At 70.1% G+C, this 15882-nt stretch carries 14 protein-coding genes; 8 read left to right on the top strand and 6 right to left on the bottom strand.

The features are described from left to right. Positions 1-40 precede the first annotated feature (40 nt). The gene (locus NR111_RS04395) at positions 41-1123 is read right to left on the bottom strand and encodes an alpha/beta hydrolase (RefSeq protein WP_067711710.1); all 1083 of its coding nucleotides are present in this window, start codon (positions 1121-1123) and stop codon (positions 41-43) included. 191 nt (positions 1124-1314) lie between these two features. Here NR111_RS04395 and NR111_RS04400 point away from each other — a divergent pair, with 191 nt between their 5' ends. After that, positions 1315-2967 (top strand): AMP-binding protein, encoded by a 1653-nt coding sequence (locus NR111_RS04400; protein ID WP_067711713.1) that lies wholly within the window; start codon positions 1315-1317, stop codon positions 2965-2967. Between the two features lie 61 nt (positions 2968-3028). On the opposite strand, the gene NR111_RS04405 is transcribed toward NR111_RS04400, so the two are convergent. Together NR111_RS04405 and treS are read right to left on the bottom strand one after the other, a co-directional pair. Further along, a complete protein-coding gene (locus NR111_RS04405; RefSeq protein ID WP_256820041.1) occupies positions 3029-4429 on the bottom strand; it encodes a hypothetical protein in 1401 nt (466 codons plus the stop codon). Continuing rightward, a complete protein-coding gene (gene treS, locus NR111_RS04410) occupies positions 4426-6225 on the bottom strand; it encodes a maltose alpha-D-glucosyltransferase (RefSeq protein WP_256820042.1) in 1800 nt (599 codons plus the stop codon). The genes NR111_RS04405 and treS overlap by 4 nt, the downstream gene beginning before the upstream one ends. Positions 6226-6259: 34 nt before the next feature. Between treS and NR111_RS04415 the strand changes: the two genes are divergently transcribed. Genes NR111_RS04415 through NR111_RS04425 form a run of 3 tightly spaced genes read left to right on the top strand, consistent with a single transcriptional unit; the run spans position 6260 to position 7906 of the window. Next, positions 6260-6511, top strand: a complete 252-nt coding sequence (locus NR111_RS04415) for a hypothetical protein (RefSeq protein WP_067711720.1) — start codon at positions 6260-6262, stop codon at positions 6509-6511. Further along, entirely contained in the window at positions 6508-6852 is a 345-nt protein-coding gene (locus NR111_RS04420) for a hypothetical protein (protein ID WP_067711723.1), read from the top strand. Before NR111_RS04415 ends, NR111_RS04420 begins: the two co-directional genes overlap by 4 nt. Positions 6853-6862: 10 nt before the next feature. Then, the gene (locus tag NR111_RS04425; RefSeq protein WP_067711725.1) at positions 6863-7906 is read left to right on the top strand and encodes an LLM class F420-dependent oxidoreductase; all 1044 of its coding nucleotides are present in this window, start codon (positions 6863-6865) and stop codon (positions 7904-7906) included. Positions 7907-7925: 19 nt separating this feature from the next. Here the strand turns inward: NR111_RS04425 and NR111_RS04430 are convergent, their stop codons facing one another. Further along, complete coding sequence (locus NR111_RS04430; protein ID WP_067711742.1) at positions 7926-8786, bottom strand: MaoC/PaaZ C-terminal domain-containing protein; 861 nt, start codon at positions 8784-8786, stop codon at positions 7926-7928. Position 8787: 1 nt separating this feature from the next. Continuing rightward, positions 8788-10521 (bottom strand): 3-oxosteroid 1-dehydrogenase, encoded by a 1734-nt coding sequence (gene kstD, locus NR111_RS04435; RefSeq protein WP_256820044.1) that lies wholly within the window; start codon positions 10519-10521, stop codon positions 8788-8790. 51 nt (positions 10522-10572) lie between these two features. On the opposite strand from kstD, the gene NR111_RS04440 reads away from it, so the two are divergent. Then, a complete protein-coding gene (locus NR111_RS04440) occupies positions 10573-11358 on the top strand; it encodes a 2-keto-4-pentenoate hydratase (protein WP_096906067.1) in 786 nt (261 codons plus the stop codon). Here the strand turns inward: NR111_RS04440 and NR111_RS04445 are convergent. Continuing rightward, on the bottom strand, positions 11355-12119 hold the full coding sequence (locus tag NR111_RS04445; RefSeq protein ID WP_256820046.1) for an IclR family transcriptional regulator: 765 nt from the start codon (positions 12117-12119) through the stop codon (positions 11355-11357). The genes NR111_RS04440 and NR111_RS04445 overlap by 4 nt on opposite strands. 113 nt (positions 12120-12232) lie before the next feature. Between NR111_RS04445 and NR111_RS04450 the strand changes: the two genes are divergently transcribed. The 3 genes from NR111_RS04450 (at position 12233) to dmpG (ending at position 15857) form a co-directional block, all read left to right on the top strand. Further along, on the top strand, positions 12233-13780 hold the full coding sequence (locus NR111_RS04450; RefSeq protein WP_256820048.1) for an HNH endonuclease signature motif containing protein: 1548 nt from the start codon (positions 12233-12235) through the stop codon (positions 13778-13780). A gap of 89 nt (positions 13781-13869) precedes the next feature. Beyond that, a complete protein-coding gene (locus tag NR111_RS04455) occupies positions 13870-14787 on the top strand; it encodes an acetaldehyde dehydrogenase (acetylating) (RefSeq protein WP_253003178.1) in 918 nt (305 codons plus the stop codon). A gap of 5 nt (positions 14788-14792) precedes the next feature. Continuing rightward, positions 14793-15857, top strand: a complete 1065-nt coding sequence (gene dmpG / locus NR111_RS04460; RefSeq protein ID WP_256820049.1) for a 4-hydroxy-2-oxovalerate aldolase — start codon at positions 14793-14795, stop codon at positions 15855-15857. Positions 15858-15882: the final 25 nt, after the last annotated feature.

A 15882-nucleotide genomic window follows, 5' to 3' on the forward strand; every position in this document is an offset into this window, starting at 1 on the left:
GGGCGGGCTGCCGCCCTCGGGCGTGGCCTGCCCGAGTGGCTCAGCCCCGCAGGCAGCCGCGCACGAACGACCCGATGTCCCGCACCGCGATCTTCGCCTCGGGGACGAGGGGGTGGAAGACCTGGAACACGTGGAACTGGTGGGGCCACAGCTGGAACTCGTGGCGCACCCCGTGCTCGGCGAATTTCTCGGCCATCGCCTCGATGCCCCCGCTGAAGATCTCCTCGCCGCCGCACTGGATGAGGAACGGCGGCCACTCGGGCGAGGGCTCGTAGTTGATCGGGGAGATCGCCGGATCGTCCGTGTCCACGCCCGGCGCGTACTGGCGACGACACAGTTCGGCCAGCCCCAGCGCGAGGAACGGGTCCTTGCGCGCCCGGTCCCGCGCGGTCATGTCGGTGAAGTCCAGGTCGACCCACGGGGAGAGCAGGACGACGCCGGCGGGCATCGCCGCCCCGGTCCGCTCGAGGTGGGCGACCAGCTGCATCGCCAGATTGCCCCCTGCGGAATCTCCGGCGACCACGATGTTCTCGGCCGGGAAGCCCATCTCCAGCAGCCACTCCCACCCGGCGATCGTGTCCTCGGTGGCCGCCGGGTGCGGGTGCTCCGGGGCGAGGCGGTAGTCCGGCAGGAACACGGGCACCCCGGTCTCGCTGGCGATCCTCGACGCCAGGGCCTTGTGCGACCACGGCGATCCGAACGTGAAACCACCCCCGTGGATGTGGTAGATGACCTTGTCCGAGTCGAAGAAGCGTTTGCGGCCCACCCAGAGGCCGGGCACGGGCCCGTCCCCGGACCAGTCGTTGGTGCTCTCCAGGGCGGCCGCCCGCCCGGCGCCGGAGGTCAGCGCACGCAGGCGGCCGAGCGAGACGTCCGTCGCGGGCATCCTGTCCAGCGCCGGACGGACGAACATCCGCAGCCCTCCCGCGAGCCCGCGGGACCGCAGAGTGCCCTGCTCGGACGGGCCGTGCAGGGTCGGGCCGCTCCGCCGCGAGGGCCGGTCGGCCTCCCGCGCCGACGAGCGACGACCATCCTGCGGCACGTCACCCGACCCCGTCGAACGCGGCAGCCGGAGACCGCCGTCGTACGGCGGGCCGGGATTTCTGGACCGTGATCCGCTCATGTTCGCAATGTAGGCCCTCCCCGGCCCCACCGCTGCAGCGACCTGCCGGTGCGGCCGCCTATAGTGAATAGAACCTGTTCCAGCAATCTGAAATCAGCGCAGGTCAGACCCGCGTCTGGACACGAGAACAAGTTCAGGTCACAATGTGAGAGACGACACAGTTAGCCCCCCGCGTGCAAAGGACCCGCCCGATGACTGATGCAGCAGCCGACCAGTCCACCGATCCCCTCGCCGGGACCAATCCGGAGATGAACGAGGCCGCCGTCTTCGAGGCCGTGGCCGACAAGATCCCGGACAACCTCCTGCTCACGATGGACGGGGTCGACTACACCTACCGTCAGATCGACGAGCTCGCCAACCGGATGGGTCATCTCCTCAAGGCCCACGGTGCGGAGCCGCAGAGCCATATCGCGCTGTACATGAAGAACAGCGCCGAGCACATGGCGGCCATCGTCGCGGCCATGAAGATCCGGGTGGCCGGGATCAACGTCAACTACCGCTACACCCCGGCCGAGCTGGTCTACCTGTTCAACGACTCGCAGTCGGTCGCCGTCCTGGTCGACGCGGAGTTCGCGGAGACCATGGCCGCCGCCGTGCCCAAGCTCGAGACCGCCCGCACGGTCCTCGTCGTGGGTGGCGTCCCGCAGGTCCTCGCCGACGCCTGCGCCGAGAACGGCCTGACGGTCGTCGACGTGGACGCCGAGCTGCCGGGACAGTCCGCGGAGCGCGACTTCGATCCCGTGCGCGGCGACGACCACTGGATCGTCTACACGGGCGGCACCACCGGGTTCCCCAAGGGCGTCCAGTGGCACATGTCGGACTACTACTACGCGTGCCTGTCCGGCGGTAACCCGTACGGCGACAAGCGGCACAGCCCGCAGGAGGTCGCGGACAACGTCTCGCCCGAGGGCGGTTTCAAGATCGTCATCTCGGCCCCGCTCATGCACGGCGCCGGCCTGTTCACCCTGCTGACCTTCGTCAACCTGGGCGGCCACCTGGTCATGTTCCGCGACTTCGACGCCGAGGTGATCGTCGACGCGACCGCCGAGTACAAGGCCCAGCTGCTGATGTTCGTCGGCGACGGCATGGCGGTCCCGATCACCGACGCCCTGCTCGCGGCCAAGGAGACCAAGGACTTCAGCGCCATGTTCATGGTCGCGTCCGGCGGCGGCATCTGGTCCAAGACCTCCCGCGACCGGCTGATCGAGGCGTTCCCGAACGTCATCATCCGCGACAACTTCGGCGCGTCCGAGACCGGCAACGACGGCGAGATGAACCTCAACGAGCAGGGTGAGATGCTCCTGGCCCCCACCCCGCGCCTCGGGGTGATCGACGAGTCGAACCGTCCGATCACGCCCGGGTCGGACGAGGTCGGGTACATCGTCCGACGCGGCCACGTCCCCCTCGGCTACTGGAACGATCCGGAGAAGACCGCCAAGACCTTCCCGGAGGTCGGTGGACAGCGGGTGGCGGTGCTCGGTGACATGGGCCAGATCCGCGAGGACGGGACCATCGTCTTCCTGGGCCGCGGCTCGGGTTGCATCAACACCGGTGGCGAGAAGGTGTTCCCGGAGGAGGTCGAACAGGCGCTCAAGGCGCACCCGGCCGTCCACGACGCGCTGGTCGCCGGTGCTCCCGACGAGCGGTACGGACAGAAGGTCGCCGCGGTGGTGTCGTTCCGCGAGGGCATGTCGGCCGAGCAGGAGGAGCTCTCGGCGTTCCTGCGCGAGTCCCTGGCGAACTACAAGGTCCCCAAGGTGATCGTCGACGTCCCCGAGATCCGACGCTCGCCCGCGGGCAAGGCCGACTACAAGTGGGCCAAGGAGCGGATCTCGAGCAACTGACGCCTCACGGTGTCGCCCCTGTCGCCCACCCGCCCGACCGGCCGGGTGGGCGACAGTCGTGTCAGTCCGCGGTGAGGATGCGCCGCACCGCGCCCATCGGCACCGCGACCCAGCCGGGTCGGTTCCGCATCTCGTAGACGACCTCGTACAGCGCCTTGTCGAGCGTGTAGGCCCGTAGCAGCGCACCGGTCTCGCGCGGGTCGGAGTCACTGACCGCGGCGTACCCCGCGCAGAATGCGTCGACGTTGCGGTCGCGCCACTCGCGGGCCCGGAACCGCAGCTGCCGGTCCTCCACACCGACCAGGGTGTGCTGTGCCGCGTAGTCGAGACTGCGCAGGATGCCGGCCACGTCGCGGGCGGGGGCGTCGGCCACCCGTCGCTCGGCGAGGGGCGCGGCCGGCTCGCCCTCGAAGTCGATGACGATCCACCGGTCCGGGACCCGCAGCGTCTGGCCGAGGTGCAGGTCGCCGTGGATGCGGTGCACCCGCACCGGGCCGGATCCCGCCACCTCGTCGAAGACCGCCCGGGCCGCGTCGGCGAATTCCGCCAGCTCCGGCACCTCCGCCACCGCGGCATCCAGGCGGGCCCGCATCGACGCCACCAGATCGGTGCCGTCCCGGGTGCTCACCCCGGTCGCCGCCGCCAGGTCCTCGTGCACCTGCGCGACGGCGGCGCCCAGCCGGAAGCTCTCGTCGGCGAAGTCGGTGCCGACCTCCTCGGCGAGCAGGTCGGCCTCGGCGAACAGGTCGCGCACGCTCGCCGTGGCCATCGCCCACCCGTCCGCCGCCCCGGCCATGAACTCCTGGGCCATGGCGAGCGTGGTGGGCCCGGCCCCGGTGTCGCCGGCGGCGGTGTCGTCGTCGTCCAACTCCACCCATCCCCGCAGCGCCGCCACCGCCGGGCACTCCCGGTCGGCCAGCGCGGCGTGCAGCTCCACGTCGGGGTTCACGCCCGGCTGGACCAGCCGGAACACCTTGACCATGAGGTCGTCGCCGTACACCAGCGACGAGTTGGACTGCTCACCCTCCAGCAGCCGCCCCCACGTGGGCTCGGGAAGCGTGGCGCCGGGGACCAGTCGGAACCGCAGCCCGCCGACCTCGTCCTGCCCGGCCAGGTGGCGGAGCAGGGACTCGGTGCCGCGGGGGTCGCGCAGTCCGTCGTAGATCACGGGGGAGGCGCCCTCCGGGGTCAACGGGAACGCCCGTCGGTCACCCGGCAACTCGGCCGCGGTCGCGATCGGCACCTGGTAGCGCTGGGGCCGACCGTCCACCTCGAGATCCACCAGCAGGTGCTCGACCAGGACCTCGGGATCGTCCAGGAACACCTCGCGCCGGGTGATCCGCACTCCGGTGAGTTCCAGCCCCTTGCCGGCGAACCACCGCTGTTCGGGCAGCCAGTCGGTGAGCAGTCGGGCGATCGTGTCGTCGTCGACGGCGGGGATCGACGTCCCTGGTCCGGTCATCGCGGTCCCTCCTCCGGGCTGCGCAGTTCGAGCCAGTAGAAGCCGTATCCGGGCAGCGTGAGCTGGTACGGGTCGGCGTCGATCTCCGGGAACGGCACCCCGCCGGTGAGCTCGACGGGCTGACGACCAGCGTGCTCCGCCAGGTCCAGGCGCACCGCCTGCGGGAAGCGCGACAGGTTGTTGACGCACAGGATCACGTCGGCCCCGGCGCTCTCGGAGCCGTGCGTGCGCAGGTAGGACAGGATCGACGGATTGGACCCGCCGAGGTCGGTGAACTCGCCCAGCCCGAACGCCGGGTGGCTCTTGCGGACGTGGATCATGCGCCGCGTCCAGTGCAGCAGGCTGGCGGTGGAGTTCATCTGCGCCTCCACGTTGACGCCCTGGTAGCCGTACTGCGGGTCCATGATCGCCGGCAGGTACAGCCTGCCCGGGTCGCAGCGGGAGAAGCCGGCGTTGCGGTCGGGGCTCCACTGCATCGGGGTGCGGACGGCGTCACGGTCGCCGAGCCAGATGTTGTCGCCCATGCCGATCTCGTCGCCGTAGTACAGCATCGGCGACCCGGGCAGACTCAACAGCAGCGCGGTGAACAGCTCGAGCTGGTTGGTGTCGCCGTCGAGAAGCGGGGCCAGGCGCCGGCGGATGCCGATGTTCGCCTTCATCCGCGGGTCCTTGGCGTACTCGGCGTACATGTAGTCGCGTTCCTCGTCGGTGACCATCTCGAGCGTCAGCTCGTCGTGGTTGCGCAGGAAGATCGCCCACTGCGCCGACGACGGGATGTCCGGGGTGTGGGCGAGGATCTCGGTGACGGGGAACCGGGACTGCCGCCGCACCGCCATGAAGATGCGCGGCATCAGCGGGAAGTGGAACGCCATGTGGCACTCGTCGCCCACCTCGGACTCGCCGAAGTAGTCCACCACGTCCTCGGGCCACTGGTTGGCCTCGGCCAGCAGCACGCGCCCGGGGAACTCCTCCTCGACCACGGCCCGGCACTTGCGCAGGAACTCGTGGGTCTCGGGCAGGTTCTCGCAGTTGGTGCCGTCGCGCTCGAACAGGTACGGCACGGCGTCCAGGCGGAACCCGTCGATCCCCAGGTCCAGCCAGAAGCGCAGGACGTCGATCATCGCCTCCTGGACCTTGGGGTTGTCGTAGTTGAGGTCGGGCTGGTGGGAGAAGAAGCGGTGCCAGTAGAACTGTCCGCGCACCGGGTCGTAGGTCCAGTTGGACGACTCGGTGTCGACGAAGATGATGCGCGCCTCCGGGTACCGGGCGTCATCGTCCGACCAGACGTAGAAGTCGCCGTACGGGCCCGTCGGGTCCGCTCGGGACTCCTGGAACCACGCGTGGGTGTCGGAGGTGTGGTTCATGACCAGGTCGGTGATCACCCGGATACCCCGGCTGTGCGCCTGCTCGAGGAGCTCCACGAAGTCCTCGACGGTGCCGAACTCCGGCAGCACGGTGCGGAAGTCGCGGATGTCGTACCCGCCGTCGCGCAGCGGCGAGTCGTAGAACGGCGGCAGCCACAGGCAGTCCACGCCGAGCCATTCGAGGTAGTCGAGCTTCTCGATGAGCCCGCGCAGGTCGCCGGTGCCGTTGCCGTCGGAATCGTAGAAAGCCCGCACCAGGACCTCGTAGAACACCGCGGACTTGTACCAGTCGTGGTTGATCTCGAGTTCGGTGGCGTGACGGTAGTCGTCCGCGCTGGGCTCGACGACGTGCCCGTCGTCGGTGAGCTCCGGATCGGCCGCACGGGGATCGGCGGGGTGTGACTCGGACTGAAGGCTGGGCTTCGGTGCCATGGGGGCGAGCCTACGGCCCCGTACGATCCGTTGCATGCGGAAAATCGACCCGGCGCGGTGGTATCGGGGCCGGCACGGTCGGCGCGCCCGTGCGCTCGCGGTGCGGCTCGACGGCGACGACGACGAGGTGGTCATCCGCCCCTGGGAGCTACGGCTACCCCGGTCGGTCGTCTACGCGGCGGCCCGGTCCAGGGGCCTGGAACCGGTGGGGGGCACGCGGGCACTCGTGCAGCGGGGCCCCTGGCTGGACCCGATGCGGTTCACCCGTGTGGCGGTGCGGCGGTGAGCCCCGGCTGGGTGCTCACGCTCGTGGCGCTCCTCCCGCTCGTCGCGTCGGGGATCGCGGCCTGTGTGGTCGCGGTGCGCCGGTGGCTGCGTCGCCGGGGGGACGAACCCACGCGCCGACTGCGACTGGCCCGGATGCTGGGGACCGCCGACCTCGTCATCGTCCCCACCTCCGACGTCGACCTGCCCGAGCACACCGTCCTGGAGGTCGCCTCCGACGCGCGGATGCGGCTGGTGGGCTACGAACGCACCGATACGCCGATGCGTCGCCGGGTCGGGGTGTTCGTGCGGATCGGGAGCGAGCTCGACGTGGTGATCCGGGGTGACCGGGCCCCCCGGTAGCGTTGCGCGCATGCGCATCGGAATGGCTCTCAACTACAGCGGCGGATTCGCCGAGACGGCCGCGGAGGCCGCCGACCTCGAGCGGGCGGGACTGGACATCGCGTTCGTCCCCGAGGCCTACTCGTTCGACGCGGTCAGCCAGCTCGGCTACCTCGCGGCCAAGACGTCCACCATGGAGCTGGCCTCGGGCATCCTGCAGATCTACACCCGCACGCCCACGCTCACCGCGATGACCGCGGCGGGCCTGGACTACGTCTCCGACGGTCGCTTCACCCTCGGCCTGGGCGCCTCCGGGCCGCAGGTCGTCGAGGGTTTCCACGGCGTGAAGTACGACGCGCCACTCGCCCGCACGCGCGAGATCATCGAGATCTGCCGGAAGGTGTGGCGCCGCGAGAAGGTCGTCCACGACGGAAAGAAGTACCAGATCCCCCTGCCCGCCGATCAGGGCACCGGCCTGGGCAAGCCGCTCAAGCTCATCAACCACCCGGTGCGCGAGGACATCCCGATCATCCTCGCCGCCCTGGGGCCCAAGAACGTCGAGCTCGCGGCCGAGGTCGCGAACGGCTGGCAGCCGCTGTTCTTCCACCCCGAGAAGGCGCACCTGGCCTGGGGCGACGCGCTGGCCCGCGGCCGCGAGAAGCGCGATGCGTCCCTGGGCGAACTCGAGGTCTACGCGGGGCCGGCGCTGGCGATCTGCGAGGAGGACGAGGTCCCCGGCTACCTGGACTTCGTGCGCCCGCACCTGGCCCTCTACATCGGCGGGATGGGCGCCCGCGGCAAGAACTTCTACAACGAGCTCGCCTGCCGCTACGGCTACGAGGCCGAGGCCGCCCGGATCCAGGACCTGTACCTGGACGGCAAGAAGGACGAGGCCGCCGCGGCCGTGCCCGACGAGCTGGTTCGATCGGTCTCTCTCATCGGCCCGGCGGGGTACGTGGCCGAGCGCGTCGAGGCGTTCCGCGAGGCCGGCGCCACCACGCTCACCGTCACCCCGATGGCGCTCGACGCCCCGGGTCGCCTCCGGCTGGTGGAGCAGTTCCGCGAGCTCTGCTGAACCGCTCCACCAGCGCCGGTCAGGCGAGGTCGACCACCACGTTCTTCAGCACGGGGGCGTCGTCGCGCTCCACGACGGTCGCCGCCACGAGCAGTCGCGAGCCCTCCTCCCACACGCGGATGCGCATGGTCTCGCCGGGGAAGAAGATGCCGCCGAAGGTCACGCCGTAACCGCCGACGCGGGCGACGTCGCCGCCGAGCACCTGATCCACGACCGCCCGCAGGACCAGGCCGTACGAGCACAGTCCGTGGAGGATCGGGCGCGGGAACCCGGCCGCCTCGGCGAACGCGGGATCGGAGTGCAGCGGGTTGCGGTCGCCGCAGAGGCGGTAGAACAGCGCCTGCTGGGGGAGCGTGGCCACCTCGATGGTGTGGTCGGCCTCCCGCTCGGGGTACTCGACCTTCTCGGAGGTCCCGCGATCGCCGCCGAAGCCCCCCTCACCGCGGGCGAAGATGCCCGAGCGCGAGGTCCACAGCTTCTCACCGTCGGCGGAGACCGTCTCGGACTCCTGGATGATCACCGCGGCCGAGCCCTTGTCCTGGATCTCGGCGATCTTCGTGGTGGTGGTGGCGGTGCCGGAGGCGGGGATCGGCCGGTGCAGCGTGACGGACTGGCTGCCGTGGACGACCTTGGCCAGGTCGATCTCGACGCCCGGGAAGGACACCCGGGGCGCCTCGGTGACGTTCATCGTCGCTGCGACGGTGGCGAACGACGGCAGCACCTTGGGCGCCGTGTCGTGGACGTACTCGAGACCGGTGGTGTCCATCGGGTCGGCGGCGGCGCCCACCGACAGGGCGTAGAGCGCCACGTCGGAGGCGGTCCAGGAGAACTCCTGCGAGGGCAACTGCGCCCCGAGGGCCTTGTCGAGGTCGATCGGCACGTCAGACTCCCGTCTTCGCGGTGGTGGTGGGGGTGGCGGCCAGCATGTTCTCCACGGCGAGGTAGCCGAAGACCATCGCGGGGCCGATGGTGGCGCCCGGGCCGGCGTAGGTGTGACCCATGACCGGCGAGGAGGCGTTGCCCGCGGCGTAGAGTCCCTCGATCACGGAGCCGTCCTCACGCAGGACCCGACCGTGGACATCGGTGTTCGCGCCGCCCTTGGTGCCGAGGTCGCCGGGCACCATCTTGGCGGCGTAGAACGGCGCCTTGCGGACCGGGCCGAGGCTCGGGTTGGGCTTGTTGGTCGGGTCGCCGTAGTAGTGGTCGTACCCCGACTCGCCGCGGTTGAAGTCCTCGTCGACGCCCTTGGCGGCGAAGCCGTTGAACTTCTCGGTGGTCCGCTCCAGCGCCTCCGCCGGCACGCCGATGAGATCGGCGAGCTCGGCGAGGGTGTCCGCCTTGTGGAAGTTCTCGGTCTCGAGCCACTTCTTGGGCAGCGGTTGCTTGGCCTGCAGGCCGGCGAAGAGGTACCGGTTCTTGTACTCCTGGTCGAAGATGATCCAGGCCGGGACGTTCTCGCCGGGGGTCCCCTCCTGCCCGGCGGGTGCCTGTCCGAACTCGCCGCCGTACATCTTGTGGCCGGCCTCGACGTAGGGCAGCGACTCGTTCATGAACCGCTCGCCGCGGGAGTTGACCATGAAGGAACACGGCAGCGACCGCTCGGCCAGTGCGAACCAGGGGCCGCGCGGCAGCAGGATCGACGGACCCCACCAGGAGTCCTCCATGAAGGACAGCGAGGCGCCGGCCTTCTCCATGTACTCGATTCCCTCACCGGTGTTGGCGGCGGCGCCGACGGTCCACGAGGTGGGGATGGGCTGACGCTGGTACTTGTCGCGCATCTCCTGGTTGTGCTCGAAGCCACCGGACCCGATCACCACACCGAGTCGCGCACGGAGGGTCACCTCCTCGTCACCGCGGGTGACGGTGATGCCCACGACGCGCTCCTGGGTGCCCGAGCCCTCGGTCACCAGGCCGGTCATGGGGGTCTCGAGCCACACCGGAACGCCCGCGTCGAGCAGGCCCTTGCGCATCGCGGCGATGAGCGCGCGACCCATCCCCACCGAGTTCTGCCCGCGCGCCTTGGCGAGGAACATCCGGAGGGCGACCCGGATCGAACGCCTGATGCCCTTGGTGTGCGGACGCTGGAGGAGGTTGAGCCAGCGGTAGTCGGACTGCATCACCACCATGTTGACCGGCGCCTTGGCGTAGCCCGGCTCCAGCTTGTCTGCCTCGGACCCGAGCTGGCGGAGGTCGAACGGCTTGGGCTCGACGGACCGGCCGCCGAGACGCCCACCGGGAGCCTCGGGGTAGTAGTCGGAGTAGTCCTTGACCCACTCCAACCGCAGGGGGCTGTTGGCGAGGACGAAGTCCAGGACCTCGGGACCGCGGTCGACGTAGGTGTCGATCTTCTCGGGCTCCACCGCGTCGCCGATGATCGAGCGGAGGTACGTGCGGGCCGCCTCCGGGGTGTCCAGGACGCCGTCGCGTCGGAGCACGGAGTTGTTAGGGATCCACACGCCGCCGCCGGAGCGCGCGGTGGAGCCTCCGTAGTGCGGGGCCTTCTCTACGAGGACCACGCTGAGGCCCTTCTTTGCTGCAGCGAGGGCGGCCGTCATGCCTGCTCCACCGCTGCCGACGACGACGACGTCGAATTCCTGGTCTGCCATGTAGAACACGTTATAGAACTGAGCGCCGTGGCGCCAGACGGCCCAGGTAGCATCCCCCTCATGCTCAACGAGGAGACCCGCGCCACACTTGCCCAGCGACTCTGGGACGCCGAGTCGGATGTCGCGCCGATCGCGCCGCTGACCGACGACCATCCTGACATGACCCCGGACGACGCCTTCGAGATCCAGCTGGTCAACATCCGCCGCAGGCTCGATGCCGGCGCGGTGGTGACCGGCCACAAGGTGGGCCTGGCGTCCAAGGCGATGCAGGAGATGATGGGCGTCGACGAGCCCGACTACGGGCATCTGCTCGACACGATGGAATACCCCGAGGGCACCGCGATCGAGGCGGCCCGGTTCTGCTTCCCGCGGGTCGAGGTGGAGGTCGGCTTCATCCTGGGCGCCGACATCCCGCCGGAGGGATGTTCCCAGGAGGAGGCCGCCGCGGCGATCGAGTGGGTCGTCCCCTCGATCGAGTTGATCGACTCCCGCATCCGGGACTGGAAGATCACGCTGCCCGACACGATCGCGGACAACGCCTCGTCGTGTGGCTACGTGGTGGGCGAGCAGCGGGTCCGGCTCGCGGACATCGACGTCGCGGCGATCGACGCGACCCTCTACAAGAACGGCGAGTTCCTCGCGTCCGGGCGTTCCGACGCGGTGCTCGGTAACCCGCTCAACTCGGTCGGGTGGCTCGCGTCGACGGTCGCCAAGTTCGGTGTCCGTCTGCGCAAGGGCGACGTGATCCTGCCGGGCACCGCGATCCGCGCGATGGACGCCGCCCCGGGCGACAGCTTCCGCGCCGAGTTCGCCGGGCTGGGCGACGTCACCATGGACTTCCGCTAACCGTCCGCGGCCAGCGCGCGACCGGCCGCCGCGGCGACGCGGGTGACCAGCGGCTCGAGCCGGGCCAGCGCGCTCTCGTCCGCCGCGCTGGCGGACAACGCGGCGACGGCCCGTGTTCCGCCTGCGCGCTCCTCGTCGTCGTCGTCGAACACCGGCGCCGCCACGCAGTACAGGCCGGGCGTGAGCTCGGCGCGGTCGATCGCGCGTCTCCTCCGTCGTATCTCGGCGAGCTCCACCGCCAGGGCGTCGGGGGAGGTCACAGTGGTGTCCGTCCACTCGACCAACGGCCCCTGCGCCACGCGCTCGGCCGCTGCCTCGTCGAACGCCAGCATCGCCTTTCCCACCCCTGTGCAGTACGCCGGCAGGCCGCCGCCGATCCTCGACGGCGACGGGATCGGCCGCGGCCCGTGCAACTTGTTGAGGTAGACCACCTCGTCGCCGTGCAGGGTGGCCAGGTGAACGGTCGCGCGCGTGGCCTCGAAGAGGTGCGCGAGGAACGGTGTGAGCACCCGGCGGATCCGCTCGTACGCCGGCGAGACCGGGATCGGGTCCAGCTCGTGCACCAACGGCCCCAGCCGGTAGCGCTGCCCGATCCTCGTCACCGCGTCGTTGCGCTCGAGCGCGACCAGGAGCCGCAGCGTCGTGGATTTGGCCAGCCCGGTCTCGCGCGCGATCTCACTGAGCGTCATCCCTATCCCGCCCGCCGTCACGCGTAGCACCTCGAAGGCGCGGTCGACGGGAGAGGAGGGGGTCTCGGTCATGCGGTGAGTGTAGCGCGCGGGTCGGACACCGGAGGCCGGGCGGATCGAACGCTTGCGCTAACGCCTGCCGGGTCATAATATCGAACGCAAGTTCTATATCGAGCACGCCGGAGGTGGGGGAATTGTCGACGACGAGGTCACTGTTCGCGGTTCCGGAATCCCTGGGCGGGCTCGACTCGACGGCGGTGAGCGAGGCGGCACGGGCCGCGACCCTGGCGCAGAACCGGGCAGGTGCCACCAGGCTGGAGGCGGCAGCGGCCCTGGTCGAGCAGATGTCCCGGGCGGACGAGGTCGGCACGGGCGTCGACCGCGCCGAAGGGGTCGCCGGGAGCGGTGCTCGTGCACGTCCGGCATACGCACGGTTGGACCCGCAATCCAGGGCTCGTGACCATCTCGTGGCGGCCTGTCAGCTCACGTGCTGGCACGCCGCGCGTCTGGTCACCGCCGGGGTCCAGATCCATTCGCGGCTCGCGCGACTGCGGGCCTCGGTGGAGCGCGGGGTCGTTCCCGAACAGCTCGCCATCGACATCGCCTGCAAGCTGGCCGAGGTGCCCGACTCGATCATCTCGGACGTGGAGGACGAGGTGGTGGCGGGCATCGTCGACGACCTGGACGGCGGTGACCGGCCGACTCGCAATTCGGTGGACGGCCGGATCGATGAGGCCGTCGGCCGGCTCGACCCGGAGGGCGCCGAGGATGCCCGGGCCCGGGCGGCGCTCACGCGTACGGTCCGGTTCCGGTCGGGCCGGGACGGGATGGCCTCGATGTGGGCGAAGCTGCCTCTGGCCGATGCGGAGTTGCTGCGGGGACGTATCGAGACCGACGCCCGCGCTGCCTCCGGAGACGGGGTGCCCGGCACGCTGGATCAGCTGCGTGCCGACGCTCTCGCCTCCCTCGCCGTGCACGCCCCGGCGCCCGCCCCGGCCCCGGCGCCCGCCGACGCCGGCGGGGCGGACTCCGGCCCGGGGGACGACGGATCGATCGAGCTGGGTGAGGTCACCGTGGGTGCGGACATGCCCAGGCCGTCGCTCGGTAACGCCGCCGCAGCCGGCCGGCCGATCCGGGTGAGCGTGATCGCCGCGGCCGCGCAGGGGCTGCCCAACCGCGTGGAGTTCGTGCACGGCGCATACAGCAGTTACTCCTGGTTGTGCCAGCAGTTGCTGGAGGGCGACGACGCACGCGTGCGGTTCGAACTCGTCGACCCCGCCCCCGGCGTGCTCGACTCCCCGGAACACGCCCTGCGCTACCTGATCACCCCCGCGATGGCGGAGCGCATCCGCATGCGCGACGGCACCTGCCGCCACCCGGGGTGTTCGGTTCCCGCGGAGGACTGTGACGTGGACCATGTGATCGCGTTCAACACGAAGGATCCCGAACTCGGCGGGCCGACCACCGAGTGGAACCTCGTCTGCCTGTGTCGGAAACACCACCGGGAGAAGACGTTCGGGACCAACGCCTACAGGCCCGGCCCACTCGGCGAACTGATCATCCTCACCGACACCGGACACCAACACCGCACCAGACCCAAGGGCCCCTTGGCCCGTGCGCGCGACGCCATACGGGAACGCGAGTGGAACGCCTTCGCCGACCGGCTCATCAGCGCAGACGGTCACCTCACGAACCCTCCGGGCGCGGCCCGGGCGCGCGCACGGCCGGCCTGAGTGCCGGCGTGCACCGCCCTGGAGTGCCGCGATTTCACTGAGTGGCACAACCTGTTGTCCCGCGAGCCCGCCCGCGCGACACTTCCGTCATGACAGACAAGACCAAGCTCACCGCCGCGATCGTGGGGTCCGGCAACATCGGCACCGACCTCATGTACAAGCTCGAGCGCAGCGAGTACATCGAGCCCAAATGGATGATCGGCATCGACGCCGAGTCCGAGGGCATGAAGCGCGCCGCCGACCACGGCCTCACCTGCATGGCGGGCGGCGCCGACGAACTGCTCACCTCCATCGAGGCCGGTGGCGAGAAGCCCGACCTGCTGTTTGAGGCCACCAGCGCGTACGTGCACAAGGCCTACGCGCCCAAGTACGAAGAGGCCGGCATCATCGCCATCGACCTCACCCCGGCCGCGGTCGGCCCGATGGTCATCCCGCCGGCGAACCTCCACGAGCACGTCGACGCCCCCAACCACAACATGGTCACCTGCGGCGGCCAGGCCACCATCCCGATGGTCCACGCCGTGTCCTCGGTTGTGCCCGTGGAATACGCCGAGATCGTCGCCTCCGTGTCCTCCGAGTCGGCCGGCCCGGGCACCCGCGCCAACATCGACGAGTTCACCGAGACCACCAAGTTGGCGATCGAGCAGGTCGGCGGCGCCAAGCGCGGCAAGGCCATCATCATCCTCAACCCGGCCGAGCCGCCGATGATCATGCGCGACACGATCTTCTGCGCCATCCCCGAGGATGCGGACCACGACCTCATCACCACCGCCATCCGCACGCGGGAGAAGGAGATCCAGGAGTACGTGCCGGGTTACCGCCTACTCCAGGAGCCGCAGTTCGACCCTCCCACCGAGATCACCGGCGGCATGGCCCGCGTCGCGATCTTCGTCGAGGTCGAGGGCGCCGGAGACTTCCTGCCGCCGTACGCCGGCAACCTCGACATCATGACCGCCGCCGCCACCAAGGTCGGCGAGGACATCGCCAAGACCAAGCTCGGAGTGTGACAGACATGGATACGACCAACCCGCACAACGCCCACGCCCGCGCCTATAGCGCCGAGCTCGACATCCGCATCACCGACTCCTCGCTCCGCGACGGTTCGCACCACAAGCGGCACCAGTTCTCCGTCGAGGACGTTCGCAACGTCGTCGCCGCGCTCGACGGCGCCGGCGTCCCGGTCATCGAGGTCACCCACGGCGACGGCCTCGGCGGCGCCTCCTTCAACTACGGCTTCGCCAAGTCGTACGACCAGGACCTCATCAAGGTCGCGGCCGAGACCGCTAAGCAGGCCAAGATCGCATTCCTCACTCTGCCCGGCCTGGGTATCAAGGACGACATCCTCCAGGCCCGGGACAACGGCGGGTCGATCTGCCGCGTGGCCACCCACTGCACCGAGGCCGACGTCGCGATCCAGCACTTCGGCTACGCCCGCGACCTCGGCCTGGAGACCGTCGGTTTCCTCATGATGAGCCACACCCAGCCGCCGGAGGTGCTCGCGAAGCAGGCCCGGATCATGGCCGACGCCGGCTGCCAGTGCGTCTACATCGTCGACTCGGCGGGGGCGCTCGTCATGGACCAGGTCTCCGACCGCGTCTCGGCTCTCGTCGCCGAGCTCGGTGACGACGCCCAGGTCGGTTTCCACGGCCACGAGAACCTCGACATCGGCGTGGGCAACTCCATCATGGCCATCCGCGCGGGCGCCCAGCAGATCGACGGCTCCACCCGTCGGTTCGGCGCCGGCGCGGGCAACACGCCCGTCGAGGCACTGGTCGGCGTGTGCGACAAGCTCGGCATCACCACCGGCGTCGACTTCTTCAAGATCGCCGACGCCGCGGAGGACGTGGTGCGCCCGCTCATGCCGAGCGAGTGTGTCGTCGACCGCCAGGCCATGATGCTCGGCTACGCCGGCTGCTACTCGTCCTTCATGAAGCACGCCGAGGGCCACGCGCAGCGGTACGACGTGCCGGCCTCGGAGATCCTCCTCCGCGCCGGGGAGCGTCGACTCGTGGGCGGCCAGGAGGACCAGCTCATCGACATCGCGCTGGAGATCCAGAAGGAGCGGGCCAACGCCTGATCCTCCCGGCCTGCAGCCGCGCGCC

The organism is Dietzia sp. Die43 (genome assembly GCF_024519835.1).
Lineage (GTDB): Bacteria > Actinomycetota > Actinomycetes > Mycobacteriales > Mycobacteriaceae > Dietzia > Dietzia kunjamensis.